Annotated in this window: 28 protein-coding genes; 13 read left to right on the top strand and 15 right to left on the bottom strand. The window is 70.9% G+C overall.

Going from position 1 to position 25,461, the window contains the following annotated elements; genetic code table 11:
- Window positions 1–17: 17 nt before the first annotated feature.
- The gene (gene idsA3 / locus HPS36_RS09635) at window positions 18–1,064 is read right to left on the bottom strand and encodes a geranylfarnesyl diphosphate synthase (protein WP_173229974.1); all 1,047 of its coding nucleotides are present in this window, start codon (window positions 1,062–1,064) and stop codon (window positions 18–20) included.
- Complete coding sequence (locus HPS36_RS09630) at window positions 1,061–2,413, bottom strand: ribonuclease J (RefSeq protein WP_173230807.1); 1,353 nt, start codon at window positions 2,411–2,413, stop codon at window positions 1,061–1,063. The genes idsA3 and HPS36_RS09630 overlap by 4 nt, the downstream gene beginning before the upstream one ends.
- 285 nt (window positions 2,414–2,698) lie before the next feature.
- Between HPS36_RS09630 and HPS36_RS09625 the strand changes: the two genes are divergently transcribed.
- From HPS36_RS09625 to HPS36_RS09605, 5 genes are all read left to right on the top strand, one after another.
- Window positions 2,699–3,349, top strand: a complete 651-nt coding sequence (locus tag HPS36_RS09625; RefSeq protein ID WP_173229973.1) for a hypothetical protein — start codon at window positions 2,699–2,701, stop codon at window positions 3,347–3,349.
- Entirely contained in the window at window positions 3,346–4,635 is a 1,290-nt protein-coding gene (locus tag HPS36_RS09620; RefSeq protein WP_173229972.1) for a hypothetical protein, read from the top strand. The genes HPS36_RS09625 and HPS36_RS09620 overlap by 4 nt, the downstream gene beginning before the upstream one ends.
- Window positions 4,636–4,735: 100 nt before the next feature.
- On the top strand, window positions 4,736–4,978 hold the full coding sequence (locus HPS36_RS09615; RefSeq protein WP_017344111.1) for an LSM domain-containing protein: 243 nt from the start codon (window positions 4,736–4,738) through the stop codon (window positions 4,976–4,978).
- Entirely contained in the window at window positions 4,975–5,151 is a 177-nt protein-coding gene (locus HPS36_RS09610; RefSeq protein WP_053770758.1) for a 50S ribosomal protein L37e, read from the top strand. The genes HPS36_RS09615 and HPS36_RS09610 overlap by 4 nt, the downstream gene beginning before the upstream one ends.
- 552 nt (window positions 5,152–5,703) lie before the next feature.
- Complete coding sequence (locus tag HPS36_RS09605; protein ID WP_173229971.1) at window positions 5,704–6,738, top strand: LLM class flavin-dependent oxidoreductase; 1,035 nt, start codon at window positions 5,704–5,706, stop codon at window positions 6,736–6,738.
- A 361-nt stretch (window positions 6,739–7,099) separates the two neighbouring features.
- Here HPS36_RS09605 and HPS36_RS09600 read toward each other — a convergent pair whose 3' ends face one another.
- The 4 genes from HPS36_RS09600 to HPS36_RS09585 are packed head-to-tail and all read right to left on the bottom strand — an operon-like array spanning window position 7,100 to window position 11,140.
- Window positions 7,100–8,158, bottom strand: coding sequence for a deoxyhypusine synthase (locus HPS36_RS09600; protein ID WP_137716592.1), 1,059 nt, complete (start codon window positions 8,156–8,158; stop codon window positions 7,100–7,102).
- A gap of 39 nt (window positions 8,159–8,197) precedes the next feature.
- The gene (locus HPS36_RS09595) at window positions 8,198–8,482 is read right to left on the bottom strand and encodes a ubiquitin-like small modifier protein 1 (RefSeq protein WP_173229970.1); all 285 of its coding nucleotides are present in this window, start codon (window positions 8,480–8,482) and stop codon (window positions 8,198–8,200) included.
- A 22-nt stretch (window positions 8,483–8,504) separates the two neighbouring features.
- The gene (locus HPS36_RS09590; protein ID WP_394353801.1) at window positions 8,505–9,866 is read right to left on the bottom strand and encodes a potassium transporter TrkA; all 1,362 of its coding nucleotides are present in this window, start codon (window positions 9,864–9,866) and stop codon (window positions 8,505–8,507) included.
- Window positions 9,867–9,871: 5 nt separating this feature from the next.
- Complete coding sequence (locus HPS36_RS09585; protein WP_173229968.1) at window positions 9,872–11,140, bottom strand: potassium channel family protein; 1,269 nt, start codon at window positions 11,138–11,140, stop codon at window positions 9,872–9,874.
- 136 nt (window positions 11,141–11,276) lie between these two features.
- On the opposite strand from HPS36_RS09585, the gene HPS36_RS09580 reads away from it, so the two are divergent.
- A complete protein-coding gene (locus tag HPS36_RS09580; RefSeq protein ID WP_173229967.1) occupies window positions 11,277–12,452 on the top strand; it encodes an NAD-binding protein in 1,176 nt (391 codons plus the stop codon).
- 16 nt (window positions 12,453–12,468) lie between these two features.
- Here the strand turns inward: HPS36_RS09580 and HPS36_RS09575 are convergent, their stop codons facing one another.
- The 6 genes from HPS36_RS09575 to sdhC all read right to left on the bottom strand — a co-directional run bounded on the left by HPS36_RS09575 (window position 12,469) and on the right by sdhC (window position 17,317).
- Complete coding sequence (locus HPS36_RS09575) at window positions 12,469–13,104, bottom strand: uracil-DNA glycosylase (protein WP_173229966.1); 636 nt, start codon at window positions 13,102–13,104, stop codon at window positions 12,469–12,471.
- A 124-nt stretch (window positions 13,105–13,228) separates the two neighbouring features.
- A complete protein-coding gene (locus tag HPS36_RS09570; protein ID WP_053770751.1) occupies window positions 13,229–13,456 on the bottom strand; it encodes a helix-turn-helix domain-containing protein in 228 nt (75 codons plus the stop codon).
- A gap of 287 nt (window positions 13,457–13,743) precedes the next feature.
- A complete protein-coding gene (locus tag HPS36_RS09565; protein ID WP_137705441.1) occupies window positions 13,744–15,573 on the bottom strand; it encodes an FAD-binding protein in 1,830 nt (609 codons plus the stop codon).
- A 53-nt stretch (window positions 15,574–15,626) separates the two neighbouring features.
- Complete coding sequence (locus HPS36_RS09560; RefSeq protein WP_121562831.1) at window positions 15,627–16,511, bottom strand: succinate dehydrogenase/fumarate reductase iron-sulfur subunit; 885 nt, start codon at window positions 16,509–16,511, stop codon at window positions 15,627–15,629.
- A gap of 7 nt (window positions 16,512–16,518) precedes the next feature.
- Window positions 16,519–16,890, bottom strand: a complete 372-nt coding sequence (locus HPS36_RS09555) for a succinate dehydrogenase hydrophobic membrane anchor subunit (RefSeq protein ID WP_004596874.1) — start codon at window positions 16,888–16,890, stop codon at window positions 16,519–16,521.
- A gap of 1 nt (window position 16,891) precedes the next feature.
- Window positions 16,892–17,317 (bottom strand): succinate dehydrogenase, cytochrome b556 subunit, encoded by a 426-nt coding sequence (sdhC, locus tag HPS36_RS09550; protein ID WP_053770748.1) that lies wholly within the window; start codon window positions 17,315–17,317, stop codon window positions 16,892–16,894.
- Window positions 17,318–17,541: 224 nt separating this feature from the next.
- Here sdhC and HPS36_RS09545 point away from each other — a divergent pair, with 224 nt between their 5' ends.
- The 4 genes from HPS36_RS09545 (at window position 17,542) to HPS36_RS09530 (ending at window position 20,988) form a co-directional block, all read left to right on the top strand.
- Entirely contained in the window at window positions 17,542–17,736 is a 195-nt protein-coding gene (locus HPS36_RS09545) for a cold-shock protein (protein ID WP_004596869.1), read from the top strand.
- A 168-nt stretch (window positions 17,737–17,904) separates the two neighbouring features.
- Entirely contained in the window at window positions 17,905–18,606 is a 702-nt protein-coding gene (locus tag HPS36_RS09540; protein ID WP_173229965.1) for a TetR/AcrR family transcriptional regulator, read from the top strand.
- Entirely contained in the window at window positions 18,603–19,883 is a 1,281-nt protein-coding gene (locus tag HPS36_RS09535) for an MFS transporter (RefSeq protein WP_173229964.1), read from the top strand. Before HPS36_RS09540 ends, HPS36_RS09535 begins: the two co-directional genes overlap by 4 nt.
- Before the next feature lie 628 nt (window positions 19,884–20,511).
- Window positions 20,512–20,988, top strand: a complete 477-nt coding sequence (locus HPS36_RS09530) for a 50S ribosomal protein L11 (RefSeq protein ID WP_173229963.1) — start codon at window positions 20,512–20,514, stop codon at window positions 20,986–20,988.
- 55 nt (window positions 20,989–21,043) lie between these two features.
- Here the strand turns inward: HPS36_RS09530 and HPS36_RS09525 are convergent, their stop codons facing one another.
- Complete coding sequence (locus tag HPS36_RS09525) at window positions 21,044–21,775, bottom strand: DUF4013 domain-containing protein (protein WP_173229962.1); 732 nt, start codon at window positions 21,773–21,775, stop codon at window positions 21,044–21,046.
- 134 nt (window positions 21,776–21,909) lie between these two features.
- On the opposite strand from HPS36_RS09525, the gene HPS36_RS09520 reads away from it, so the two are divergent.
- Window positions 21,910–22,206, top strand: a complete 297-nt coding sequence (locus tag HPS36_RS09520) for a transcriptional regulator (protein ID WP_173229961.1) — start codon at window positions 21,910–21,912, stop codon at window positions 22,204–22,206.
- A gap of 3 nt (window positions 22,207–22,209) precedes the next feature.
- On the opposite strand, the gene HPS36_RS09515 is transcribed toward HPS36_RS09520, so the two are convergent.
- Entirely contained in the window at window positions 22,210–22,671 is a 462-nt protein-coding gene (locus HPS36_RS09515) for a universal stress protein (protein WP_121562837.1), read from the bottom strand.
- Window positions 22,672–22,807: 136 nt separating this feature from the next.
- Between HPS36_RS09515 and HPS36_RS09510 the strand changes: the two genes are divergently transcribed.
- A complete protein-coding gene (locus HPS36_RS09510; RefSeq protein WP_173229960.1) occupies window positions 22,808–23,041 on the top strand; it encodes an RDD family protein in 234 nt (77 codons plus the stop codon).
- 51 nt (window positions 23,042–23,092) lie between these two features.
- Here HPS36_RS09510 and HPS36_RS09505 read toward each other — a convergent pair whose 3' ends face one another.
- A complete protein-coding gene (locus HPS36_RS09505) occupies window positions 23,093–24,985 on the bottom strand; it encodes an ATP-binding protein (RefSeq protein ID WP_173229959.1) in 1,893 nt (630 codons plus the stop codon).
- A gap of 123 nt (window positions 24,986–25,108) precedes the next feature.
- On the opposite strand from HPS36_RS09505, the gene HPS36_RS09500 reads away from it, so the two are divergent.
- Window positions 25,109–25,444 carry a DUF7113 family protein gene (locus tag HPS36_RS09500; protein ID WP_053770739.1) on the top strand — a complete coding sequence of 112 codons (336 nt, stop codon included), beginning with the start codon at window positions 25,109–25,111 and terminating at the stop codon, window positions 25,442–25,444.
- Window positions 25,445–25,461: the final 17 nt, after the last annotated feature.

Here is a 25,461-nt window from a genome sequence, read left to right as displayed (position 1 = left end):
ACCCGCGGGCGCCCGGCTCAGTAGCCGCGAACGATGAGGTAGTCAGCGAGATCTTCGAGCAGGCCGCGGGAGCCGCTCTCGGGCAGCAGTTCGAGGTGCTCCTTCGACCGCGCGGTGAGCTCCTCGGCGGTGTCGCGGGCGTACTCGATGGAGCCGACCTCCTCTAGCGCCGCGACCGCGTCGTCGATGGCCGCCTCGCTCACCTCGGCGGGTGTGTCGGCGTCGACGAGGCCGTCGACGTCGACGCCCTGCTGGCGGGCGTGGAGCGTGATGAGCGTCTCCTTCCCCTCGACGAGGTCGGAGCCGCGCTGCTTGCCGAGGTCCTCCGACGGGACCGTCAGGTCGAGCACGTCGTCCTGGATCTGGAACGCGCGCCCCGAGTCGATCCCGTACTGGTAGAGGGCGTCGACGACGTCCTCGTCGGCGCCGAGCAGGAGGGCGGGCGTCGCCGCGGAGGCGCCGTACAGCACCGCGGTCTTCAGCTCGACCATCTCCAGGTACTCGTCAGGGAGGATGTCGTCGCGGTTCTCGAAGGCGACGTCGAGCGCCTGGCCCTCGCAGATCTCGGTACAGGTCGACGCGAGCATCCGCATCGCTTCGAGCCCGTGTTGCGGGTCGGCCCCGGTCTCGGTCATGAACTCGAACGCCTTCGAGTAGAGCGTGTCGCCCGCGAGGATCGCCGTCGAGACGTCGTACGCCTCGTGGACCGCGGGGACGCCCCGTCTGAGGTCGTCCTCGTCCATGATGTCGTCGTGGATCAGCGTGAACGACTGGATCACCTCGATGGCGACCGCGGCCCGCATCACGTCGACGTCGTCGCCGTCGAGCGACGGGAACGCGCGGAAGTCGGCGCCCATCGGCTCGGTCCCGGTGACCGCCTCCGCGGCCAGCGTGGTCACCGTCGGGCGGAGCCGCTTGCCGCCGGCCTCGAGGATGTATCGGGTCGCCTCGTACAGCCGCTCCGGTTCCTGCACCGGCAGCTCCTCGTCGATAGCGGCGTTGACGAGTTCACGCCGCTCGCGGATGGCGTCGAGCACCCGCGCCTCCTTCGTCTCGCTCGTCATTCGACGAGCTGGATGGTGGACCCGTTCTGCGTGACGTGCACGTCACGTCCGAGCTTGTACCCCTGCGAGGTCGCGAGGTCGACGTACGGCGAGCGGCCCTCCAGCGTCTGGTGGCCCGGGATGAGGTGCTGGGGCTGGAGCGCCTGCAGCATCTCGTAGTGGCCCTCCTCGCGGAGGTGGCCGGAGACGTGGATGTCGTCGTAGAGGCGCGCGCCCTGCATCCGGAGCAGCTGTTCGCTCTGGTAGCGCTGGCCCTCGTTGGTGGGCTCCGGGATGACGCTGGCGCTGAAGACGATCTTGTCGCCGTCGTCGATTTCGTACGGCGTCTCGCCGCGGCCCATGCGGGTGAGCATCGCGCGGGGCTCGCCTTGGTGGCCGGTGACGATGGGGAGGAAGTTGCCCTTCCCCTCCTTCATGATGCGCTTGAACGCGCGGTCGACCGACTTCCGGTGGCCGTACATGCCGACGTCGCCCTGGAAGTCGACGAAGTCGAGCCGCTCGGCCGTGCCGGAGTACTTCTCCATCGAGCGCCCGAGCAGGACCGGCTGGCGGCCGATCTCGCGGGCGTACTCGACGAGGGTCTTCACGCGGGCGATGTGGGAGGAGAACGTGGTGGCGACGATGCCGCCGGTGTAGTCCTCCATCGACTTCAGCGTGTCCTCGACGTGCTTCTTCGCGTACGACTCGGAGGGGGTCCGACCCTTCCGGCCGGCGTTCGTACAGTCCTCGATGTACGCGAGGACACCCTCGTCCTGGCGGCCGATCTCGCGGAACCGGTCCATGTCGATCGGGTCGCCGATGACGGGGTCGTGGTCCAGGCGCTTGTCGAGGCCGTAGACGACCGCCCCCTCGGGCGTGTGGAGGACCGGGTTGATCGCGTCGATGATCGAGTGGGTGACGTTGACGAACTCCAGTTCGACCTGCTCGGAGTCGCCGATCGCCATCGTGGCGCCCGGCTTCATCTTCACGAGGTCGTTGTCGACCTGGAACTTGCCCTCGTCTTCGATCTGCTGGCGGACCAGCTCGATCGTGTACGGCGCCGAGACGATGGGGGCGTCGTAGCGGTGGGCGAGCTTCGGGATCCCCGCGATGTGGTCGAGGTGCCCGTGGGTGGGGACGATCGCCTGAACGTCGCCCTCCAGTTCGCTCATGACCCGGTCGTCCGGGATGGCGCCCATGTCGATCAGGTCGAGGCTGTGCATGCTCTCGGTCTCCACGTTGTCGTGGATGAGGACCTTACTGAGGTTCAGGCCCATGTCGAAGATGACGATGTCCTCGCCCGCGCGGACCGCCGTCATCTGTCGACCGACCTCTTCGTAACCGCCGAGTGTCGCAATTTCGATTTCCATGGTGTGTTCGTGTCTGACGCCGTGGTCGGCGCCGGTCACTGAAACCCCGCAAGGAGCCGTCGGCGCACCGTCGTACCGCGCGTCGTGAAGGCCCCGCTACGGCCGAGTCGTCGCGACTCACCGTGTCCCGCGGGAGTGTGGTACCTCGGCGTACTCTCGCCCACGTTAAAAACTCCCGGGTTCGGCCCCGCGACGGTGGTTCGCGTCCGAACGGGGCCTCGGCGGTCCGTCGCGGGAGGGTCGCGTCCCACAAAGCGTTTCAGGCTCTCCGCCGAACCGCCGCCGATGACGGACGTTCCCCGCCGCCGAGCCCTCCTCGCGGCCGCGTCAGGGATCGCCGCCCTGGCCGGCTGCGCCGGCAGCGAGACCGCGTCGAACAGCTACCCGAGCAGCGACCGACCGATCGACGACTACGAACTGGAGAAGGCGCGCGACGAGCGCGGCGGCGCGCTGGTCGCCGAGGGCGACGAGCTGCCGTCGCTGTCGGCCGACGAGCGGGCGCCGCAGCGGCGGCAGACGCACCGCGTGTTGGTCGCGGCGTCGGACCTCGACGAGCTCACGTTCGCCGGGACGGGCGCGGGCGAACGGCTCCGGACGTTCCTCGCCGCGACCGACTTCGAGTCGGCGTCGGCGTACCTCCTCTCGATGCCGGTGCGGGCGTGTCGGGAGGTCCGGTTCCGGTCCGTGTCGGTCGAGCCGGACGAGCTCGCGGACGGCGACCTCCACCCCCACGCAGACTTCTGCCGGGCGTACCGCCCGGCCGACGTCGAGTGCGACGCGGACGCGATCCACACTGTCGGGTTCGCGATCCGGCTCCCGGTCGCCGCCGACCACTCGACCGGGAGCGGGAGGGGCATGAGCGGCTCCTGCCTGCGGCGGGAGCCGCCGGCCGCGTTCAACGCCTCGTCGGCCGACTCGGGGGGTGATGGCGCGTGACCGAAGAGGGCGGGTCCCGGCGACGGTTCCTCGCCGGGGTCGCGACCGCGGGCGCGGCGGCGGTCGCCGGCTGTTCCGGCCTCCCGTTCGCCGGCGGCGAGACGGAGCGCCGCGAGGCGGCCGCGGTGCCGACGGACCTCGTCGACGCGACCGAGTGGCCCTCCGCACCGTTCCCCGCGACCGTCCCCGACGCCCTCGCGGCGGCCCACGTGTCGCACGCCCGCGACCTGCTCGACGCCGTCCCCGCGGAGCCGTCGCTTCCGAACGCGGCGGTCGCGGCGGCGATCGCCGACGACAGGGCGCGGGCGGTCGAGCGGGTCGACGCGGAGCCGACCGACCCGTGGCCGACCGAGGCCCTCGGCGCGCGGCGGCGGGCCCGCGGAACGGCGGCGACGGTCCGCGGCGCCCACCGGGCGGCAACCGGCGTCGACGACGGGGCGGCCCTGACCGCCCGGCGCCGCGCCGTCCGCGAGGACCGGGCGGCGCTCGCGGCCGACCTGGAGTACCGCGCTGAGGCGACGGCGGCGGCGGCGCTCGCCTACGAGCCGGTCGAGTCGCTGCTCGCGGCGTGCGCGCGGCACCTGGTTCCCACCGTCAGGTACCCGGACGACCCGGTCGCGGCGCCGTTCCGGGCCGGGGACGCGGTCGGCGACGTCGAGCGCGCGCGGGCCGCCGCGACCGACGCCGCGGGCCTCCGCGACGCGTTTCACGGCGACCGCGAGGGGCTCGGCCCGCGGTGGGCGTCGCTGGTCGCGGCCGCGGACGTGCTGGACGGGTCGGTGCGCCGAACGCGCGCGGAGGTGCGGCGGCGCACCGGCGACGAGGCGGCGCCCGGCGACGAGGACCTGAGCGGGACCGTGGCACAGGAGTTGGCGGTCGCGACCGACCGGCGGACGGAGTCGGCGGTCAGAGACGTCGAGCGGGCGTCCGACAACGGGAACTACGCCACCGCGGTGATCGAAGCCGGGACCGCGCTGGCGACGGTTGAGGCGCGGCGGCGGGCCGTCGAGGCGATCCGCGACGGCCGCCACCGGGAGCCGCCGTCGGAGTCGTCGCTCCGGTCGGCCGCGGAGCGGGCGCGCGAGGCCGTCGCGGCGGTCGACGGCGGCGACCCGCTCGCGGCGCGGTTCGTCCGCCCGGCGCTGGCCTCGCTCGAACGCGTCGCCGACGAGATCGACGCGGGGTACGCCGCCCCGAGGCGGACCCAGGCGGAGCTGACGTACGCCGCCCTGTACGCGCGGGCGGTCCCGCCGGCGACCGCGTTCGTGCGCGAGCGACTGGCGTGAGGGTCGGTCCGAAGCGGCGGGCCCGCGGTCGTGTCAAACCGACCGGCCTCGGGGGCTCCGTCCCGGTATTTTTATTACCGCGACGGGCGGCGATCGAACAATGAGTGGACGACCCCTCGACGTGCTCGAAGCGTCGCTCGAGGAGCCCGTGACGGTACACCTGAAGGACGGGACGACCTACTACGGCGTCCTCGGCGGCTACGACCAGCACATGAACGTCGTCATCGAGCCCGAGGCCGACGTGGACGACCGCGTCGACGACGACCTCGACGGCGAGTTCGCCGTCGCGATCGAAGACACAACGATTATACGCGGCGATAACGTCGTCACCATCAAAGCATGACCGGCGCAGGTACGCCCTCTCAGGGAAAGAAGAACAAGACGGTCCACGTGAAGTGTCGACGCTGCGGTGAGAAGTCCTACCACGTCAAGAAGGAGCGCTGCTCCTCGTGCGGCTTCGGCGAGTCCGCCTCCCGGCGCGACTACGCCTGGCAGTCGAAGAACGGCGACAACTGAACCGGCGTCTCTTCGGTTTCTTCTCGCTTTCACTCGCGTAGCTACGCGTTTACCGTGGAGGAACGACGGACACTCTCGAAGTATCAGTCGCTCGACTGTACGAGATCGCTGACTCCGCGGTGACCACCGCCAAAGCCCCAGTCGCGAGGACTCGCGCGCCTTGTTGTCGCCCGAAAATCGGAGATTTTCGGGATGACGAGAGAGCTTCGCTCTCTCGAACCACGCGCCTCGCTCGTTCGCTTCGATCACTCGCTGCGGTGCTTACTGCGGCGTGCTTCGCCCTCGCGGCAGCGTGGCGCTACGCGCCACGGGCAACCGGCGGCTCCGCCGCCGGTGACTGCCCCCTTGCGTCCCGCCCCGCACAGCACCGCAGCCTCACACCTCCCCAGCCTCGTCGCTGGCGGCGCCAGCCGCCAGCGACTCCCTCGCGCGTGCGACTCGCGCCCGCTGGGCGCTCATCGGCACGCGCCACCGCACGGAATCCGGGGTTGCGATCCGCCACGACGCCGCCGGGACCCAAACCGTTTCACGCGGCGGTCGCCGAGCGGGCGTATGGACCTCTCAGTCGTCGACCTCTCGCCGGTCCCCCGCGGCGGCACCGCGGCGGACGCGTTCTCGAACACGGTCGACGCCGCGAAACACGCCGAGCGACTGGGCTACGAGCGGTTCTGGGTCGCCGAACACCACGGGATGGGCGACCGCCTCGCGGGCACCACGCCCGAGGTGCTGCTCGGGCGGCTCGCCGGCGCGACCGACGCGATCCGGATCGGCAGCGGCGCGGTGCTGATGAACCACTACAGCCCGTTCAAGGTGGCCGAGTCGTTCGGCGTCCTCGACGGGCTGGCGCCCGGCCGCGTCGACCTCGGCATGGGCCGCGCGAACGGCTCGCCCGCGTCCGACCGCGCGCTCGGCACCGACCGCCGCGTCGAGGACCCGAACGAGGACCACCGCGAGCGGATCACCGCGGTCGTGAACCACCTCCGCGATGACTACCCGCCGGAGCACCCCTACTCGGACCTCTCGGTGCCGGGCTCCGACTCGGGGCCGGCCGTCCCGTGGGTGCTCGGGTCGAGCCCGTCGAGCGGCGAGATCGCTGGCGAGCTCGGCCTCCGCTACTGCTTCGCCGGGTTCATCCGGCCCGGATTCGCCGAGCGCGCGTTCGCGGCGTACCGCGAGGCGTTCGACCCCGAGGGAGGACTCGGGGCGCTCGACGAGCCGCGGGGGATGGTCGCGGTCAACGCGGTCGCGGCCGAGACGGACGAGGCGGCGGCCCGGCGTCGCGCGCCGGCGGAGGCGACGTTCCGGCGGATGCAACGCGGCGAACTGGGAGACGAAACGCCGACCGAGGAAGAGGCGATCGAGAAGTTGGGCGGGGCGCCCGATGCGACGCCCGCGACGCTGGACGACGACGAGTGGCCGCGGTCGATCTCGGGGAGCCCCGAGACGATTTCTGGACTCTTAGAGCAGCTGGCCGACCGCGTCGGCGTCGACGAGGTGATGATCCAGCACACGGTACCGGACCACGACGACGCCTTGGAGTCGCACGCGCTGCTCGCCGAGGCGATGGATCTGGACCCGCGGAGATAATCGGGTCTCGGTGGGGTAGATGTTCTCGACCGCTCGGGTCGGGGGAGGAACCGATCAGCGACGACGGGCATCGTCAAAGCCCCAGCCGCGAGGGCTCGGTGCGCTCGCTGCGGTCCTCGGCGCTCACTCCGTTCGCGCCTGCGGTCCTTGCGTCGCGCGCCTTCGCCCTCACGGCTGCCCCTTTGCGTCCCGCCCCGCACAGCACCGCAACCTCACGCCTCCCCAGCCTCGTCGGCCTCCCTCCGGTCGGCCGACGCCCTCGCGCGTGCTCCTCACGCCCTGCGGGCGTTCGAAGGCACGCGCCACCGCGAATCGGTTCATAAGCGATGACGTGGTCGTGGACGGAATCGCGCTCGCGCGCCTACTCTACGCGCTCGCGGGCGGCGGCGACGAGCATCGGGAGCATCACGGTCGCGTCGCCGTGGACGGAGGCGTTTCGCGCGTCCTTCTCAAGCTTGCCCCACGAGCGCGCCTCGTCGAGGCTCGCGCCGGAGAGCCCGCCGGTGGCCTCGGGGTCCATCGTGACCTGGACGGCGTAGTCGTAGGCGCGGGGCGTGACGAGCATCGTCTGGAGCGTGAAGTTCTTCGGGACGCCGCCGCCGACGAGCAGGCAGCCCGCGTCGTCGGCCTCGAACGCGAGGTCCGTCAGCTCGGTCATGTCCGCGAGGGCGTCGATGGTGAAGTCGGCGGTCTGGGCGTACATCCACGCCTGAAGCCCCAACACGGAGTCCTGGACCGCGGGGCAGTAGACCGGCACGTCGTGCTCGTAGGCGGCGGCCGCGACGCCCGGCCCCTCGGGGACGTCGTCGCGCTCGTTGACTTCGGCGTTCGCGCGGCCGAGCTCGCGCGTGAGGTCGGCGATGGAGACGGCGCCGCTCCCCGCGTCGTCCGGGTCGGCCTCCAGCGCCGGGAACACCTCCTCGCGGAGGTGGCCCTCGAAGTCGGCGAAGTGCTCCTGCGGGAGGTAGACGTTGTAGATGCGGTCGACACCCTCGTCGCGGAGCCCCTCGTCGTGCTCGCGCGGCGTCTTCTCGGGGTCGCGAGTGCGCCCGTGGTGGTGTTTCCCGCCGATGGCCTCGATGGCGTCGTGGGTGAGGTTCGCCCCGGTGGTCACCAAGGCGTCGACGTAGCCGTCACGGATCAGGTCGGCGACGATCCGACGCATGCCGGCGGGGACCATCGCGCCCGCCAGCGAGAGGAAGACGGTACAGTCCTCGTTGGCGAACATCTCCGCGAGCACGTCTCCGGCCTCGTTGACCGCGGCGGCGCCGATCCCCGCGTCGCCGTAGCCGTCGACGAGTTCGCTCACCGTCATCCCGGCGGTCGCGCGCGTGTGGCCGACCGGGTCCTCGTGGAACTCCTCGCGGTGCGGGTCGTGGCCGCCGTCGTCGCCGTGATCGCCCTCGTCGCTGTCGGTCATGGCTCCGGATGGGGCCGGCGCGCGTTTGAAACGACCGATCTATCGGACGGAGCGGCCGCCGCTCACGGGCGGGAACAGCGCGAGCTCGTCGCCCGGCTCCAGCGTGGCGTCGAGCCCCTCGTCGTGGCGGACGCTCCGCCCGTTCCGGAGGACGTTGATGTGGTCCGCGACGGCGCCGTCCTCCATCACGCGGTCCCGCAGGTCGGGGTGTGCGTCGAGCAGCGCGTCGAGCGCGTCGCCGACCGTGTCGCCCGGCCCCGCGTCGACCGCCACCGAGCGGTCGCCCGCGATCTCCGCGAGGTCGGCGAACAGCTTCCACTCCATACCGGATCCCCGCGCGGGCGACTCAAGAGCGTTGCGTCCCGTCGGGGTCCGCGTCTGCGTCGTCGGCGTCGCCGGCGTCCCCGACCGCGGCGTCGGCGTCGAGTTCGGCGTCGCGCGCGGCCGCCGACGGCACCTCGGCCGCGCCGTCGCCCGAGCCCGGTTCGGCCGGCGCCGCGGCGGCGGCCTCGAACCGCCGGATCGCGCCCGGGCGGCCGACGAGGTACACCAGGTCCCCGGCGCCGAAGGCGTACGCCCGCGGCGGGATCGGCTCGACGGAGCCGCCCGCCGGTCGGACCGCGGCGACGACGGCCCCGACCTCCCCGACGGTGCTCCCGTCGAGGTCGCTGCCGGCCGCGACGGTGAAGGAGGCCATCGTCTCGTCCGCGTTGCGCAGCAGGGAGGCGAACTCGCGGTCGGCCTGCGGCTCCGCGGGGAGCGTGACGAGCCGGTAGCCGCCCTCGTCGGTCAGCCGCTCGGCGTCCGACTCGTCGAGCGCGACCGTGACGGCGTCGCCGGCGACGCCGCGCAGTTCGCCGGTCGCGACCCGCTCCGGCTCGGGGTCGTCGCGCCACAGCTGAACCGTGTCGCCGACCGTGGCGTTGTTCGGCGGGTCCGCCGCGACCGCGACCGCGGCCGACCCCGGCGCGAGCGTCGGGCCGAGCCCGGCGGCGCGGGAGCCGACCGCGAAGTACTCCACGGTCCCGTCCGCGCCGAGGTCGGCGTCGACGTAGCCGACCCCGTACTCGTCTTTGAGCCGGGCGATGAGCCGCTCGCGGAGCTCGGCCGCGGAGAGCTTCCGCGGGAAGAGTAGGGTGGTCTCCGCGAGCTCCGTCTTCTTGTCCGCCGAGACCGGGTCGTACGTGTCCATGTCGCGGATCTCGTCGACCGACGGGAGCGTGACCGCCGTGAAGCGCCCGACTGCGCGCACGATCCCGCTCAGTTCGCCATCGAGCTGTTTGGCGCCGGAGAGCGCGAACACGTCGACCGCGAGCCGGTCGCCGGCGTACCGGCCGACGGGCGCGGTCACCGCCGCGACGCCGAGCGAGACGAGGTTGAAGAAGACGCTCTCGGGCGCCAGCAGGGCGGGGTTGTCCCCGACCGCCACCGACCCCAGCGAGGTCGTGTTGAGGTACAGCGCGACGACCGAGACGCCGAGGAGCCAGGTCACCCCCTCCGGAATCTCCGTGCGGAAGTACCAGCGGTAAGCCAGCGCGGCGCCGGCCGCGACGAGCACGGCGACGGCCGCGAACATGACGAGCGTGACCGCCGCCTGCCACGGCCGCGCGAAGCCGACGCCGACGGCGGCGAGAGCAAGGTCGGCCGCGGCGGTCCCGGCGTCGGCGGCCGCGGCGAGCCCGTCTGCGCCGCCGAGAGAGACGAGCAGGGGACTCACGCAGCCACCTCCGCGAACCGGTCGAGCGCGTCGCGACTCCCGACGACGAACAGGTCGTCGCCGGCGGACAGCGACTGCGAGCCGTCCGGCGCGACCGTCCACGTCTCGTGACGCGCCGCGAGGACCGCCACGCCGTACGCCTCGCGGACCTCGGCCTCGCCGATCGTGTGGCCGTCGAGCGGGCCGTCGGCGACCACCGAGACCTTCCGGAACCGCTTCCCGGCCCGACGCAGCAGGGCCGTGAGCTCGTACTCGCGGCGGGTGCCCCGCGACAGCACCAGCACGCGCCCGCGGTCGGCCCGGAGGAGCGCCGTCGCCTCCGAGCGGTCGAGCGCGAGCGTGACGCGCCCCTCGCCGCCGGTCGTCGTGGGCGCGGTCGCCGCTGGGGGCGCGGCGACGGCCTCCTCGCCGCCGTCCGTCCGGGCGTCGTCGTCCGGGTCCGGGTCGTCGCCCGCGGCGGCGGTGTCACCGCCCGCCGCGGTGGCCCCCGGCTCCGGCTTCCCGCTCGACCGGGCGGCGATCACGGCGCCCTCGGCGTCGAGGTCCGGGGTTATCACGCGGACGATATCGCCGCGGGCGATGCCGGTCGGGACCAGCGCCGACACGGACACCGCGCGCTTCCCGGCGGGCACCCGCTTCGAGAGCGCGCCGGTCGGCGGCGCGGCCGACACCGTCGCGCGCGCCTGTTCGTCGATCCGCACGGCAACGTCGGCGAGGTCCAGCTCGGTCCGGAGCCGCTCCGCGAACCGGCTTTCGAGCTCCGCGAGCGGGAGGTCAGCGGGGAACGCCCAGTCGCCGTCGACGATCGCGCGGCGCGTGTCCGCCGGCAGCGGCGGGTACCCCTCCATGTCGTTCACCTCGCCGGTCACCTCGACCGAGACGCGCCCGCGGCCGCCGACCAGCTCGATCACGTCGGTCGAGAGCGTCCGGTCGCGGAGCTGCTTGAGCGAGATGCGCTTCGGGACGCTGGCGCCGAGCTTGTCCCCCTGCGCGTGGGCGTACATCGAGAGCATGAGCACCACGACGATCGCCGTGAGGATCGCCGGCGCGCGCTCCGAGGACCGGATCGTCTCGTCGTTGAGCGCGAGCAACCCGCCGTTGACGCCGGCGATGGCGAGCGACAGCACGACCACCCCGAGCCCGGGGATCGTCACGTCCGTGACGTACTTGAACACGAACCCGAGGGCCCCGGCCACCAGCGCGGGGACGATCCCGGTGATGACGCCAAGGTAGACGCCGAAAACGATCTCGACGGGCAGCGACATACGGCCCTCAACCGGCGGGGCGGTTATACGTGTGTCGCCGCGGACGGCGTCCCGAGAGCCGCGACGCGGGCGCGGTCGGCGACGCCGGTCCGACCTGCCTCGCGGGGTTTAAGTTCGGTCTCGGCGACCCGAGGATATGGAGCTGACCCGGGACTGGGTTACCGTCCGCGCGTCGATCGCGTTGACGTTCGGGGTCGCGATCCTCTCCATCCTCGCCGGGCTCGCGCAGATCGGGGGACTCGGCGTCGACGGGCCGCTCGCCCCGTACGTGCCCGGCGTCGTCCGGCAGACCGTCGGGTTCACGGGGACGATAACCGGCTTCGCGATGTTCGGGAGCGGGTTCGCACTGCGGAACGGGTACCGCGTGGGATGGTACTCGACGGCGGTGTTGCTCCCGCTGACGGCCCTCCAGGGGCTGATGCAGGCGTCCGTCCTGTCGTTCCCGCTCGTGGCGCTGTCCGTCCTGTCCGCCCCGACGCTCGTGATCAACCGGGGGCGGTTCGACCGGCGGTTCAGCCCCTCGCCCACGCAGTTGGCGGCGGGCGCGGCGCTCGTCGGGGCGGTCGCGTACGGAACGGTCGGCTCGTACGCCCTCAGGGACCAGTTCGAGGGGATCGAGACGATCGTCGACGCGTTCTACTTCACGATCGTCACGGCCTCGACGGTCGGCTACGGCGACATCCACCCGGCGACCGGCCCGGCCTCCGACATCGCGCAGCTGTTCGCGCTCTCGTCGCTCGTGGTGAACGTCGCCGCCTTCGCGGTGGCGCTCGGGGTCCTCCTCACGCCCGCAATCGAGGCGCAGCTCTCCAAGGCGCTCGGGAAAATGACAGACAGACAGATAGACCTCCTCGACGACCACGTCCTCGTGTTAGGCTACGGGGACCTGACGGAACCGATCCTCGAAGAGCTCGACGCCCGCGACGGCGTTGAGTACGCGGTGGTGACGCCGGACGAAAACGTCGCCAGGCGGCTCACGGACCGCGACGTGCCCGTGTACACCGCCGACCCCAGCGACGTCGACCCGCTCGAACGGGTCAACCTCGACGGAGCCCGCGCCGTCGTCGCCGCCACCGAGGACGACGCGCGCGACGCGCTCGCCATCCTCACCGCCCGCCAGCTCAACCCGGACGTGCGGATCGTCGCGGCGGTGACGCAGCGAGAGAACGTCGACAAGCTCCGCCGCGCCGGCGCCGACCAGGTCATCTCGCCGTCGACGCTCGGCGGGCACATCCTCGTCGACTGCGCGTTCGGCGCGGACAGCAGGGACGCGACCGAAGGGATCTTAGACGACGTCGACCTCGACGACTGAGGCCGGACCGCGAGGGCTACCGGCTCCGCCGCCCCTTCGTCTGCCGGTAGTCCCGGCTCAACACGTTCTCGCGCATGTGGTCGCGGAAGGCGTCGGCCTCGTCGTCGGTCATCGCGGCCGGCTCGGTCATCGGCACGAGTTCGAACCCCCGCCCGCGGATCGTCGTCGCGTGTTCCGCGTCGACGTCGAAGGAGTCCGGCCGGCGCGTCGTGTACTCGACGGCCAACTCCCTGAGCGGGCGCTCGCCGACCGGCACGATGATCTGCGGGTTGATCATCCGGATCTCCGCGTTGAGGAAGGGCTCGCAGGTGTCGACCTCGCGGTCGGTCGGCCCGCGCTCCGGGTGGCGACACCGCGTGAGGTTCGTGAAGAAGACGTTTTGCACGTCCGGCTCCGCGGCGTCCGGCGCCGACCGGACGAAGCCGAGGTCGGCGAAGATAGACTGGACGCGCTCGCCGCCCCCCTCGCCGGTGAAGGGGACGCCGTTGCGCTCGGCGGCCGCCGTCGGCGCCGTCCCGACCACGAGGAACTCGGCACCGACGTCGCCGTAGCCGTGGACGACGCGGTCGCGGGCGCTACACAGCGCCTCACAGTTCTCGCAGTCGGTGTCCATCGCGAACGGGTTCTCGAACTCCGTCTGGTTCGCGTCCACGGTCGATGTGGGCGCTCCGCCACCCTAAACGCTCCGCTGCGGCGGGGAACGCGAAGAGAGGAAGGCGGCGTCGCGGGCGAGGGATCGCGAGCCCGGGGGCCGCGCGGTCGGCGCCACGGCCGCGTCAGTTGGGGACGTAACAGTCGCCGTCGCAGTCGACGAGGCCCTCGTTGCGGAGGGTCTTCAGGATGCTGTACAGGGAGAGCTTCTTCATGCCGAGCGACTCGCCCATCTCCGAGACCGTGGCGTCGCCGTTCGTGGTCAGGTAGAGGTACACGAGCTTGGCGCGGGGCGACTGGAGCTCCCGGGGCAGCGCCGGGGCGGCCGCGGACGCGGTTTCCGTCTCGATCATCTTGTCCGATCCGTGTAGTTCGACGATAATAAATCCCCTATTCAACGTTCGTCGAAACTACCGGAAGGCGTCGGAGAGCGCGTCTTCCGTCGATTCTCTCGGACCTCGTGCGAGAAACGTCGATTAACGAACGGGAAATCGACGCGTATCGACGGTCGGTTTCGACCGTCGACGGATAGGAGACCGTGAACGATCCGGATCGATCGGGTGAAAGCGAGGGGGTATCGAAGCGAGTCGCCGCCGACCCGCGGCGGACGGTCGCGGGCGGCCGCGCGTCGCCGGACGGCTCAGTACGAGCGGCTCTTCGGCTCGTACGTCTTGTTCTCGCCCTCGAGGACGACCGGCTTGTACCACAGCTCGGGCTCGCCGTCGTTCCACGAGATGAGCGTGTGCTTCAGCCAGTCTTCGTCTTTGCGCTCCTGGTGCTCCTTGCGCCAGTGGGCGCCCCGGAACTCCTCGCGGGCGAGCGCGCCCATCGTGAGCGCCTCCGCGATGTCGAGGATGTTCCGCGTCTCGATGGTGTGGATGAGGTCGGTGTTGAACGTCCGCGACGGGTCCGACACCGCGACGTCCTTGTACGCCTCGCGGGCCTCGCGGAGGTCTTCGAGCGTCTCCTCCAGGCGGCCCTCCTCGCGGAACACGTTGACGTTGGCCGTCATCGTCTCCTGGACGGCGGAGCGGATCTCCGCGTGGTTGCGCCCCTTCCGGGAGAGCAGCTCCTCGACGCGCTCCTGGGCGCGGTCGACGGCCGCCCCGAGGACGCTGTCGGCGTCGGTCGCCACCGCGCCGCCGTCGGCCGCGGCGGGGCCCGAGCCGCCGGTCTCGCCGACCTCGACGCCGAACTCGTAGTCGGCCGGCTGCCAGTCGCCCGAGCGGCCGGTCTCGATCTCGGCCTCGCCCATCTCCTCGCCGGCGGCGTGGCGGCCGGCGCGCTTGCCGAAGACGATGAGCTCCGGCAGCGCGTTCCCGCCGAGGCGGTTCGCGCCGTGGACGGAGGCGCAGGCGCACTCGCCGGCGGCGTACAGCCCGTCGATGACGGTCTCGCCGAACTCGTTCGTCTCGATGCCGCCCATCGCGTAGTGCTGGCCGGGCTTGACCGGCATCGGCTCCGTGAGCCCGTCGGCACCCTCGAAGTCCTCCGCGAGGTGGAGGATGTTCTCCAGGCGGTCGAGGATGCGCTCCTCGCCGAGGTGGCGCATGTCGAGGTGGACGTACTCGTCCTCGATGCCGCGGCCCTCGTTGACCTCGGTCAGCTCGGCGCGGGAGACCACGTCGCGGGAGGCGAGCTCGCCGGCGTTGTTCGCGTAGCCGTGCTCGAACATGAACCGCTCGCCCTCGCTGTTGTAGAGGATGCCTCCCTCGCCGCGGACGCCCTCGGAGATGAGGACGCCGGTCGACGGCAGCGTCGTCGGGTGGAACTGGATGAACTCCATGTCCTCCATCGGGACGCCGGCGCGGTACGCCATCGCGACGCCGTCGCCGGTGTTGGCGACCGCGTTCGTGGTGTGGTCGAACACCTGGCCCATCCCGCCGGTGGCGAGGATGACGCCGTCGTTGGCTTGGAACCCGCTAATTTCGCCGCTCTGGATGTCGTAGGCGACGACGCCGTGGCAGGTCCGCTCGGCGGGATCGTCCTCGTCGGTGACCGCGAGGTCCATCACGTGCCACTCGTCGTACACCGTGATCCCGCGTTTGACCACCTGCTCGTACATCGTGTGGAGCATCTGGTGGCCGGTCTCGGCGCCCGCGTAGGTCGTGCGCGGGAACGAGAGGCCGCCGAACGGCCGCTGGGAGACGCGGCCGTCGTCCTCGCGGGAGAACGGCATCCCCCAGTGTTCGAGGCGGATGACCTCCTCGGGGCTCTCCTGGCAGAGCGCCTCGACCGCGGGCGCGTCGCCGAGGTAGTCGGACCCCTTCATCGTGTCGTACGCGTGGTCCTCCCAGGAGTCGGCGTCGCGCAGCGCCGCGTTGATCCCGCCCTCTGCCGCGCCGGTGTGGGACCGGACGGGATGGAGCTTCGACACCATCGCCACGTCCGCGCCCGCTTCCTGTGCCGCGATCGCCGCCCGGAGTCCCGCCCCGCCGGCCCCGACGACGACGACGTCGTGTTCGTACATTGTTGGTATGTAATTTCGTAAGTTCCGGAGTCCCTTGATACTGTCTGTCGGGTTTACCAGAACTTCAGGTTGTTTTTGACTGCCTCCCGCTTCAGCTCCTGGATGTGCTCGGTGAGGGGGATGTCCTTCGGGCACACCTCCGTACAGGAGAACTGGGTCTGACACCGCCAGACGCCGTGTTCCTGCTCGATGATCTCCAGGCGCTTCTGTTTCATCTCCTCGCCCTCGCGCTCGTCCATGGCGAACCGGTACGCCTTGTTGATCGCGGCCGGCCCGAGGTACTCGTTGTCGCCGGCGGCGATGTTACACGAGGACATGCACGCGCCGCACCAGATACAGCGCGTGGACATCTTGATCTTCTCGCGGTTCTCCCGGTCCTGTCGCTGCTCTTCGAGCTCGCCGTCCGGGTACTCGTTCGTCTGGAAGTACGGCTCGACGGCCTCCATCTGGTCGTAGAAGTGCTCCATGTCGACGACGAGGTCCTTCGTGACCTCGGCGTGCGGGAGCGGCTCGACGCGGACCGGCTCTTCGAGGTCCGAGATCTGCGTCTTACACGCCAGCTTCTGCCCTCCGTTGACGAACATGGCGTCCGATCCGCAGACGGCCTGCCGGCAGGAGTGCCGGAACGTGAGCGAGGAGTCGTACGTGTCGCGCGCGTACATCAGCGCGTCGAGGACGGTCATCCCCTTCGTGAACGGGACGTGGAACGTGTCGAAGCGCGGCTCCTGTTTCCCCTCGACCTGCGGGTCGTAGCGGAACACCTTCAGCTCGACCGTGCTCTCGTCGGCGGCCGCCTTCTCCGCCTCCTCCTCCTGTCGCTGCTCGCGGCGCTCGGCCGCGCGGCGCCGCTTCTCGGCGCGGCGCTCGTCGCCCTTCGAGGCGGGCTCCGTCTCGGTCTCGGTCGATTCCTCGGTCTGCTTCGGAATTTGCGTGCTCATTGTCGGTTCAGTAGAGTCCGATGCCCGCCCACGCGTTCGCGGTGCGGATTCCCTGCGCGATCAGCACGACGCTCGCGGCGACGAGCGTCCACTTGATGACGGTGCGTTTCGTGCCGGTGAGCCCCTGGTTCACCAGGGCGTTGTAGACGCCGTTGACCCCGTGGAACGTCGCCGTCACGAGGAAGAGGATCATCAGCGAGTAGTAGCTCAGCTGCTCCATCCGCGCGGAGCTGGCGAGGAACGACACCTCGTCCGCGTGGTGGACGAAGTGGAGCAGGAAGAAGTGGAACGCCAGCACCACCAGCAGGAAGACAGCGGTGACCCGCTGGAGGAACCACATCCGGCCGCCCGACTGGAACGAGGAGTAGCGCTCGGCCATCTCAGAACGCCCCCGCGATGAACGTCGGAACCGACGCGACGGTGATCGCTCCCGTGAGGATCAGCGACGCGTAGAAGCTCTTGTCCTGTGCGTCCAGTCCGATGCCGAGGTCGGTGAGGAGGAGCCGGGTCCCGTTGAGCATGTGGAAGACCGCCACCGCGAGCAGGCCGACCTCCAAGAGGCGGACGAGCAGCAGCCCCTCAAGCGAGACGATGGTCTGCGTGTACACGTCGTTCCCCGCGGCGATCGCTGCTTCGCTGGCACCGGCGGCCGGGATCCCCGTACTCAGGACGGCGATGTGCGTGAACAGGTACCCGATGAGCACCCATCCCGTGAACTTGTGGAAGATCCACGCCCACATCCCCGCCTCGAACTCCCGCCAGCGGCCGAAGTCCTCGATGAGGCCTCGATTGTACGACTGACTCATACCTAACGGTTCTGGACCGCGCTGGTATAGTAGTTACTAACACGGCGGCCTGCGCGGACGGATCCCGGACCAATCGGATCGGCGCGGAATCGGAAAGAACGAGGGCCTCAAGCGGCCGAATTCCGAGACGGATCCGACCCGCGAACGCGGTCCGTGCGAGGGCGTTCCACGCCGCGGATCGTCGCGGAAGCCTTATATGTCACAGTCCCGCTTCTACGGTCGCAATGGCGAAAGGCGAAGTTGACTTCTTCAACGACACTGGCGGCTACGGTTTCATTTCGACTGACGACGCGGACGAGGACGTGTTCTTCCACATGGAGGACGTCGGCGGCCCGGACCTCGAAGAGGGTCAGGAAGTCGAGTTCGACATCGAGGAGGCGGACAAGGGTCCGCGCGCGTCGAACGTCACCCGTCTGTAAGTCGGCGACACCCGAGGCGAATCGGCTTTTCGACTGTTCTCGACCGCCGAGCGGCGGCGCCGTCGCGCGCCCCGCCGCGGACGGGCGTCGCTCCAGCGCCGAGCGGTTTCGGCGCCGAGCGGCCCCGACCGATAGGAATTTACCGCTCGTTGACTGACCGGTCAGTCAATGAGCGACTCGCCGAGCGCGGCCGCGGAGATCATGGACGGGGTGTACAGCGCCCTCCGCGCTCACGGCTACGCCGACCTGACGATGCAGGACATCGCCGACGAGTGTTCGAAGAGCAAGTCGCTGCTCCACTACCACTACGACACGAAGGAGGACCTGCTCGTCGCCTTCCTGGAGTACATCATCTCCGACTCCGAGGACCGGATCGCGGCCCGCGCGGACGACCCGCCCGTCGACCGGCTGGTCCAGTTCGTGGGATGGTTCGTCTTCGCCCGCGACGAGGCCGACCGCGAGGCGTTCCACATCGCCCTGCTGGAGCTCCGCACCCAGGGCCCGTTCAACGAGCGGATCCGCGAGCAGTTGGCCCGTAGCGACCGGCTGCTCCGCGGGACCGTCGCCGACATCCTCGCGGACGGCATCGAGGCGGGCGTCTTCCGCGACGTCGACGTCGAGGAGACCGCAGCCCTGCTCGTGGCGACCCTCGACGGCGCGCGGACCCGACAGATCACGCTCGCCGGCGCCGAGCGCGACGCCGAGGGCGAGGGCTACACCCGGGAGGTCGCGGAGGCGGCGCTCCGGCGGATCGTCGGTCCACTGCTCGCCGACGGGGTCGAACTGCCGCCGCTCGACGAGGCGATCGATGCGCTCCGGCTCGACGCCGACGAGCCGGGGAGCGACGCCGCCACGGACCGCACCGAATGACCCGCTTCGGGTTCGAGCGCCCGCCGCCGGTCCTGCTCGCGGTGATCGCGAGCACGTTCTTCGTCGGCTTCGGCGGCGGCGTCGTCTTCCCGATCCTCCCGAACCTCGGCGCGGTCCTCGGCATCTCGGCGTTCATGGTGGGCGCGATCCTCTCCGCGAACCGGTGGGTGCGGCTCGTCGCGAACGCGCCGGCCGGCGCCCTCGTCGACCGGTACGGGACGCGCACGCCGTTCGTCGTCGGGCTGTTCGTCGAGGGGGTCGCCACGCTCGGGTACGTCGTCGCGCTCGCGGTGCCGGCGGGGATCGCCCCCGAGGCGTGGTTCCTGCTCGCGCGGGTCCTCTGGGGGCTCGGCTCCGCCGCGGTGTTCGCGACCGCGTACACCATCGCCGCCGACCTCTCCGACAGCGGCGACCGCGGGACGAACATGGGGATCGTCCGCGGCGGGATCACGATGGGGTTCCCGGCCGGCCTCGTGCTCGGCGGGGTCGTCTCGGCGGTCGCGGGCAACGTGGCGGCGTTCGCCGTCGCCGCCGCCTTCGCGCTCACCGCGAGCGTGGTCGCGTACCGGTACGTCCCGGAGACGCACGTCACCGGCGACCGGTCCGGCGACTCGATCAAGCCCTGGGAGGTCGACACCGCCGTCCCGGCCCTGACGGTCGGGCTCGTCAACTTCGGGCTGATGTTCGCGTACATCGGCGCGCTGTTCTCCACGCTCGTGCTGTTCCTCGGCGCGAACGACATCTCGCTGTTCGGCCTCGCCCCGCAGGGGACCTCCGGGCTGTTCATGGCCGGCACGGTCGTCTCGGCTGCCGCCTTCATGCTCGTCGGCGGGCGGGTCTCCGACACCCGCGAGTCGCGGACGCCCATCCTCCTGATCTTCCTCGCGGTCTCGTTCGTCGGGTTCCTGCTGCTCGCCCGGGCCGGGTCGGTCCTCTCTCTCGGGCTCGCCTGCGTCTTCATCGGCGCCGGCCAGGGCGGGACCAGCGGCCCGATGATGGCCCTGCTCGCCGACCTCACCCCCGACGAGCGGATGGGTCGCGCCTCCGGGACGAACAACGTCCTCGGCGACGTGGGGGGCGGGCTCGGCCCCATGGTGTCGCTCCCCCTCATCGAGGCGGTCGGCTTCGCGCCGATATACGCCGCCTGCGCCGCCCTGCCGCTGCTCGCCGGCGGCGTCCTCCTCCTCGGCGTCCGCCGAGAGACCGGGACGTTCCTCCCCGGCCGCGTCGCCGACGAGGCGGGGGCGACCGACCCGTCGAGCGTCGTTGACTCGTAGGTGCGGACTTCCCGCTCCGCTTCGCAGACCGATTAATAAACCAGACCAAGCAGTGGCGCGTGCCGATGCGCGCCCGAAGGGCGCGAATCGACCGCGCGAGGGAGTCGCTGGCTCCCGGAGCGAAGCGGAGGGACCAGCGACGAGGCTGGGGAGGCGTGAGGTGCGGTTGCTGTGCGGTCGGGGTGGGACTCAAAGGGGCAGTCGCGAGGAGGTCGTAGGCGACGCAAGCACTGGAAGGAGCGAGCAGCGCGAGCGACTGAAGCGCGCAGCGAGCGTACGGCCTCCTCGCGGCTGGGGCTTTGGAGATCACCTCGGCAACAGCGATCACGTCTCACCGAGCGGTTGGAGCTTTGAAAACCACCTCAGCAGCGACCAGGTCCCACCGAGCGCCTGGGGCTTTGGAGGTGTTCGGCGTCGATCCGCAGCCAGTGTCTTGTAAATAGACGATACGATCGTCGACGGGGGACCGCGCGATGTTGAGTGGTGACGTATGAAGTCAGACCGGACAGGCGCGCACCGCCGAGCGAGCGGCTCACCGCCGGGGAACCCAGACGTACGGTGTGCGAACCGCTGACTCCCCCTACCCGAAAGAACAACCGTTAAAAGTCGGCGACGGGTTCGTACGGACATGGCTGGAACTATCGAAGCGCTCGTCCCCGGCGGGCAGGCCAACCCCGGCCCGCCGCTCGGTCCCGAGCTCGGACCGACGCCGGTGGACGTCCAGGACGTCGTCGCGGAGATCAACGACGAGACCGCTGCCTTCGACGGCATGGAGGTGCCCGTCACCGTCGAGTACGACGACGACGGCTCCTTCACCATCGAGGTCGGCGTGCCGCCCACCGCGGAGCTCATCAAGGACGAGGCCGGCTTCGACACCGGCTCCGGCGAGCCGCAGGAGAACTTCGTCGCCGACATGTCGATCGAACAGGTGAAGAAGGTCGCCGAGCAGAAGTCGAGCGACCTGCTCGCGTACGACACGAAGGCCGCCGCCAAGGAGGTCGGCGGCACCTGCGCCTCCCTCGGCGTCACCATCGAGGGCGAGGACGCCCGGACGTTCGACGAGCGCGTCGACGCCGGCGAGTACGACGACGTCCTCAACGAGTAACGCCGCCCCTTTTCGCGAGCTCCCGCCCTTCCGCGGCGATTTCGATTCGACCCCGTTACACCGCGGGCCGTTCCGCGGGCTCCGTCTCCGGCGGTTCCGTCCCGACCGGGCGCACGTCGGTCCACGTCCACCCGACGATGGCGGCCGCCGCCACGAGCGCGTAGAACTGGACGAACACCCCCGCGATCGTCCCGAGGATCGGGACCACGGAGAGCACGCCGATCGCGAGCGCGCCGGCGAGCACCACGACCGCCGCGGTGATCCACCCCGTCGCGTACGCCCGCTTCGTGACGACGCCCCAGAGCGTCCCGAGGGCGAAGCCGTCGCCGACCTTCCCGGAGTCCGCGACCGCCGCCAGCGCCGCGGGCGTCACGTAGAGGCCAACGAGCGACAGGCCCAGGGCGACGAGCCCCGCGACGAGGACGACGACGCCGACGACGAAGGTGCCGAGGAACGTCCCGGCGCCGGGGTCGCCGGTCCCGGGCACCACGACGAACGCGCCGACGGTCAGGGCCCCGGCGACCGCGAGGACCCCGAGCGGCAGCAGCGAGTAGACGAACGCGACGACGAACGCCTTCAGGCCGTCGACGAACAGGTCGCCCCACGCCTCGAACGCCGGGGGCTCGTCGTCGCCGCCGGCGGTGCGCCGAATGACGCGGGTCACGTAGCCGAAGACGAGGATCGAGGGGATGATGAGCGGACTCGCGAGCAGCAGGACTCCGCCGATGACGGCGGTAGTGACGGCGTCGTCGCCGTCGCGAAGATAGCTGAGCGATGCTTCTAACATGGTGATTCTCACGGCCACGACGCGCCGTGAGGTATTAAAGTAGTACGGCGGCGGTCCGCAGTAGCCGGGCGGCGGCCACGCTGCGCGACCGACGGAGCCGACGGCTTTTATTCTGACCGCACCGACCTGCCGGTATGCCGGATCTACACCCGATCGCGAAGCGGATCCACAACGTCCAGCCGCGCCCGGTGCGGCTCGAACTCGACTCGGGCGAGACCGGCGTCTACGAGTTCTCGTCGACCGAGTTCTTCCAGCGCGAGTTCCGCGGCGAGGGCACTCGGACCGACGCCGACGCGGACGCCGAGTTCCGCCTGATCAGCTCCGAGGACTACGAGCGGATCCTGCTCGGTCAGTCTGGGCCCGACGAGGAGGGCTGGTCGATGGTCGGCGAAGTGGTCGAAGCGGAGGCGGCGGCGGCGGCCGAGGAGTGAGCCTCAGCGGACGACCGTCACGGGCATCTCGGCGCGGCGGACGACCCCTTCCGCGACGCTGCCGAGGAGGACCCGCGAGAGCCCGGTCCGGCCGCGGCTCCCGACGACGACGTGGTCGAACGGCTCCGGGTCGGCGGGCTGGTCGCGGTCCGTGGTCGGCTCCGTCTCCCCCGCGGCGACGCCGAGGATGGTCGCCGTCGGGCGACCGACCTCCATGCGGGTGTCGATATCGCGGTCGACGGACTTCGCCGCCTCGCGGAGGATGCGCTCGCCGCGCGCGGTGGCGCTCTCGTACCACTGGTCCGCGGCGCCCGGGAACCCGCCCTCCGCGCCGGTGGTCGAGTCCGCCGGGTTGACCACGTACAGCGCCGTCAGGTCGGCGTCGGGCCACTCGGCGACGGCGAACGAGAGCGCTTCGGCGGCCTCCTCCGACCCGTCGACCGCGACGAGGATGCGTTTGCTCATGCGCGGGGATTCGCCCGCACCGAATAAAAAGGGCGACGGCGACTCCGGGCCGGCGACAACGCGCCGCGGGCGGCACGTTTCGGGGGCGGAGGCGACCGGTCACAAAGCACTTGCTGGCGCCGGCTCAGGCGCTTGTATGAGCACCCCGTACGCGCGGTCGCAACTGGCGTCGGTCACCGCCCGCGGCGGCGCGTGGCTCATCGACATCGTCGCGAGCGTCGCCGTCGCCGCGGTCGTACGGAACGTCACCAAGATCCTCGGCGGCCCCTCCCTGTTGCTGATCCTCGCGGGCGTCGTGTTCATCGCCGACTCGCCGGACAACCAGCGGCTCGGCGACCGGTGGGCGGACACGCTGGTGGTGCGGGTCTGAGTCGGGTCGGGACCCCCGTCGGCGACCCGACGGGCCCGGGGCGGCCGGCCGTCAGTCGTGCCGCGTCACGCACTCCGAGAGGCCGATCAGCTCGACGGGCTCGGAGTTGTCGGGCGAGTAGACGACCATCTGTCCCTTCTCCATGTACGGCACCTTCCCGGCGAGGTTCGTCGGGATGTTGACGCTGGAGATGGCGTCCTCGTCGCCGAGGTTCAACACGATCTTCGTGTTCACCTGCTTGAACACCGACTCGGCCACGTCCTGCGGGTCCTGGGTGATCAGGAACAGGCCGAGCCGCTCCTTGCGGCCCTGCTTGGCCGCCTCGGTGAACTTCTGGACCACCTTCTGCGCCTGGACGTTGTCGGCGTCGGCGAGGAAGTTGTGGGCCTCGTCCATCCCGACCAGAAGCGGCGTCTCCTTGATCCGGTCGCTGTCCGGGTCGTTCGAGAGCTTGTCGTCGATGAGCAGCCCCGCGACCGCGAGGACGACGATCTCCTTCTGCCGGGAGGTCGGCAGGTGGTAGGTGGGGACGACCGAGAGGCCGCCCGGCCGGACGAGCGTGTGATCGAGCTCCGTGATCGGCTTCGCGTCCTGGTCGAACACGCCGCCGGGGACAACACGGACACGACGCATCACCGCCTCAAACGTTTTCTCGTGGATCCGGCCATTCTCGTCATACTCCTCTTTGAGCGCCGGGTCGTCGAGGAACGAAAGGAACTGGTTGTACGTTCCAGATTCTCCATAATCCCTGAAGAATCGGGTTATCAGTGTCCTCAGTGCCGAGTACTGGTTGTCGTTGAGACCCGATCCGGCCACCAGCCACGGCATGTCCCGCGCCAGCGAGAAGGGGATGGTGAACTCGACGCGCTCGGCGCGGTGCCCCTCGCCGGGGTACGTCGCGTTCGCCGCCCGCGGAACGAGGGCGACGGTGTCGTCGTGGCCGCCGTGGGCGATCCCCTCCCGCTCCAGCCGGCGGGCGAAGCCGTCGTCGAGGTCGGGGTTGTCGTCGTGCATCTGGGCGTACTCGTCCTGCGGGTCGAACTGGACGACCGCCATGCGCGACTCCCGACCGTCGCCCATCGGGTACGTCCGGTCGTCGTCGAGGTACTGCCGGAGGACGTTCTTCGAGGCGTGGGTCTTCCCGGACCCGGTCCCGCCGGCGACGAGCGTGTGCCGGAACGCGAGCGGATCGCCGTCGGCGTAGTCGTCCTTCACGCGGTAGTCGACCGTCGGGGGCTCGGCGGCGGTGCGCACCTTCTCGCCGCCGACGGAGAGGTGCCCGAGGAAGACGCCGTCGTCGGGGATCTTCAGCCCCGTCTTGATCTCGGCGTCGTCGGCCGCCTCCTCGACGACGGCGCCGGGCTTCGGGACCCGGTCGGTCATCCGCCGCTTCATCGAGTCGCCCTCGCCGTAGACGACGGACATCGGCTCCAAGTCGGCGACGAACTTGTAGTCGCGCTCGGCGAACTCGTCGCGGCGCATCTGCCGGCGGGCGTGGATCTCGGTCGCGTCGTCCGACTGGAACTCCTGGGCGTACTCCAGGCCCGTGATCCGACAGAACAGCCGCTCACCGTCCGGATACGGGATCAGGAGGTACTTCCCGAGCCGCACCGACTCGCGGTTCCCCGTCGTGACGAACGCCTTCAGCGACGTCTCCTCCTCCTCCTCGGCCACGCGGAGCCCCTGCGAGACCGAGACGACGCCCAGGCCGGCGTCGCTGCCCGCCGGCGTCGCGTCGTAGGCGGCGAACGCGTCCTCGTCGGCGTCGGCCCCGGGGGCCTCGCTCGCGCTTCCCCCGTCGGCGACGCCCCCGCTGTCGGCCGCGGCCTCGCCGTCGACCGCGGACTCGCCGTCGCCCCCGCCCTCGGCGCGGTCGGCCTCGCTCGGGGCGCCGCCGTCGTCGTCACCGTCCCCGGTGAAGTCGGTGAAATCCTCCAGCGTCATGGCGTATCCACCGGTCGCCGGGCCGAAAGCGTTTGCCCTCGCGCCGCGGGCGGCCTCCCCCCGTCGGCGGGCGCTCTGCGTCCGTCACGGGGCGCTTATCACGCTCGACCCCGTATCTGTGGCATGATACTCGTTCGCGGCAGCGGCGGCGGGACGGACCTCACCGGCACGGTGTTCGAGCGCGGCGAGGAGCCGCCCGCGTACAAGGGCGCGCCGGACGAGGACGCGCCGTACGTCTGGGTCTGCGACTCGTTCTACGAGGTCGAGAGCGGCGGCTCGCCGCTCGTCGTCGACGGCGAGGAGATCCGCGTCGCCTTCGAGGAGCCGATGCCCCGCGGGTTCGACACCCGCGACCAGGCGGTCGAAGCGGCCCGCGAGCACGTCCGGACGCAGTTCGCCCGGATCGGCGTCGACCCCGACGCCGTCGAGGTCGAGGTGACCGCGGCCGACCCGGCCTGAGGTCGGACGCGCCGAGC

Source organism: Halorubrum salinarum (assembly GCF_013267195.1).
Classification (GTDB): domain Archaea; phylum Halobacteriota; class Halobacteria; order Halobacteriales; family Haloferacaceae; genus Halorubrum; species Halorubrum salinarum.
Note: the sequence above shows the minus strand (reverse complement) of the source record. Positions and strands in the feature narration are given on the sequence as shown.

Bases quoted from the DNA above. Each gene is read 5' to 3' on its own strand.
- idsA3 (WP_173229974.1), bottom strand. From the start codon at position 1,064: ATGACGAGCGAGACGAAGGAGGCGCGGGTGCTCGACGCCATCCGCGAG.
- HPS36_RS09580 (WP_173229967.1), top strand. From the start codon at position 11,277: ATGGAGCTGACCCGGGACTGGGTTACCGTCCGCGCGTCGATCGCGTTG.
- HPS36_RS09530 (WP_173229963.1), top strand. From the start codon at position 20,512: ATGGCTGGAACTATCGAAGCGCTCGTCCCCGGCGGGCAGGCCAACCCC.
- HPS36_RS09605 (WP_173229971.1), top strand. From the start codon at position 5,704: ATGGACCTCTCAGTCGTCGACCTCTCGCCGGTCCCCCGCGGCGGCACC.
- HPS36_RS09500 (WP_053770739.1), top strand. From the start codon at position 25,109: ATGATACTCGTTCGCGGCAGCGGCGGCGGGACGGACCTCACCGGCACG.
- HPS36_RS09615 (WP_017344111.1), top strand. From the start codon at position 4,736: ATGAGTGGACGACCCCTCGACGTGCTCGAAGCGTCGCTCGAGGAGCCC.
- HPS36_RS09540 (WP_173229965.1), top strand. From the start codon at position 17,905: ATGAGCGACTCGCCGAGCGCGGCCGCGGAGATCATGGACGGGGTGTAC.
- HPS36_RS09610 (WP_053770758.1), top strand. From the start codon at position 4,975: ATGACCGGCGCAGGTACGCCCTCTCAGGGAAAGAAGAACAAGACGGTC.
- HPS36_RS09560 (WP_121562831.1), bottom strand. From the start codon at position 16,511: ATGAGCACGCAAATTCCGAAGCAGACCGAGGAATCGACCGAGACCGAG.
- HPS36_RS09625 (WP_173229973.1), top strand. From the start codon at position 2,699: ATGACGGACGTTCCCCGCCGCCGAGCCCTCCTCGCGGCCGCGTCAGGG.
- HPS36_RS09585 (WP_173229968.1), bottom strand. From the start codon at position 11,140: ATGTCGCTGCCCGTCGAGATCGTTTTCGGCGTCTACCTTGGCGTCATC.
- HPS36_RS09525 (WP_173229962.1), bottom strand. From the start codon at position 21,775: ATGTTAGAAGCATCGCTCAGCTATCTTCGCGACGGCGACGACGCCGTC.
- HPS36_RS09510 (WP_173229960.1), top strand. From the start codon at position 22,808: ATGAGCACCCCGTACGCGCGGTCGCAACTGGCGTCGGTCACCGCCCGC.
- HPS36_RS09565 (WP_137705441.1), bottom strand. From the start codon at position 15,573: ATGTACGAACACGACGTCGTCGTCGTCGGGGCCGGCGGGGCGGGACTC.
- HPS36_RS09535 (WP_173229964.1), top strand. From the start codon at position 18,603: ATGACCCGCTTCGGGTTCGAGCGCCCGCCGCCGGTCCTGCTCGCGGTG.
- sdhC (WP_053770748.1), bottom strand. From the start codon at position 17,317: ATGAGTCAGTCGTACAATCGAGGCCTCATCGAGGACTTCGGCCGCTGG.
- HPS36_RS09555 (WP_004596874.1), bottom strand. From the start codon at position 16,890: ATGGCCGAGCGCTACTCCTCGTTCCAGTCGGGCGGCCGGATGTGGTTC.
- HPS36_RS09515 (WP_121562837.1), bottom strand. From the start codon at position 22,671: ATGAGCAAACGCATCCTCGTCGCGGTCGACGGGTCGGAGGAGGCCGCC.
- HPS36_RS09505 (WP_173229959.1), bottom strand. From the start codon at position 24,985: ATGACGCTGGAGGATTTCACCGACTTCACCGGGGACGGTGACGACGAC.
- HPS36_RS09520 (WP_173229961.1), top strand. From the start codon at position 21,910: ATGCCGGATCTACACCCGATCGCGAAGCGGATCCACAACGTCCAGCCG.
- HPS36_RS09630 (WP_173230807.1), bottom strand. From the start codon at position 2,413: ATGGAAATCGAAATTGCGACACTCGGCGGTTACGAAGAGGTCGGTCGA.
- HPS36_RS09600 (WP_137716592.1), bottom strand. From the start codon at position 8,158: ATGACCGACAGCGACGAGGGCGATCACGGCGACGACGGCGGCCACGAC.
- HPS36_RS09545 (WP_004596869.1), top strand. From the start codon at position 17,542: ATGGCGAAAGGCGAAGTTGACTTCTTCAACGACACTGGCGGCTACGGT.
- HPS36_RS09595 (WP_173229970.1), bottom strand. From the start codon at position 8,482: ATGGAGTGGAAGCTGTTCGCCGACCTCGCGGAGATCGCGGGCGACCGC.
- HPS36_RS09570 (WP_053770751.1), bottom strand. From the start codon at position 13,456: ATGATCGAGACGGAAACCGCGTCCGCGGCCGCCCCGGCGCTGCCCCGG.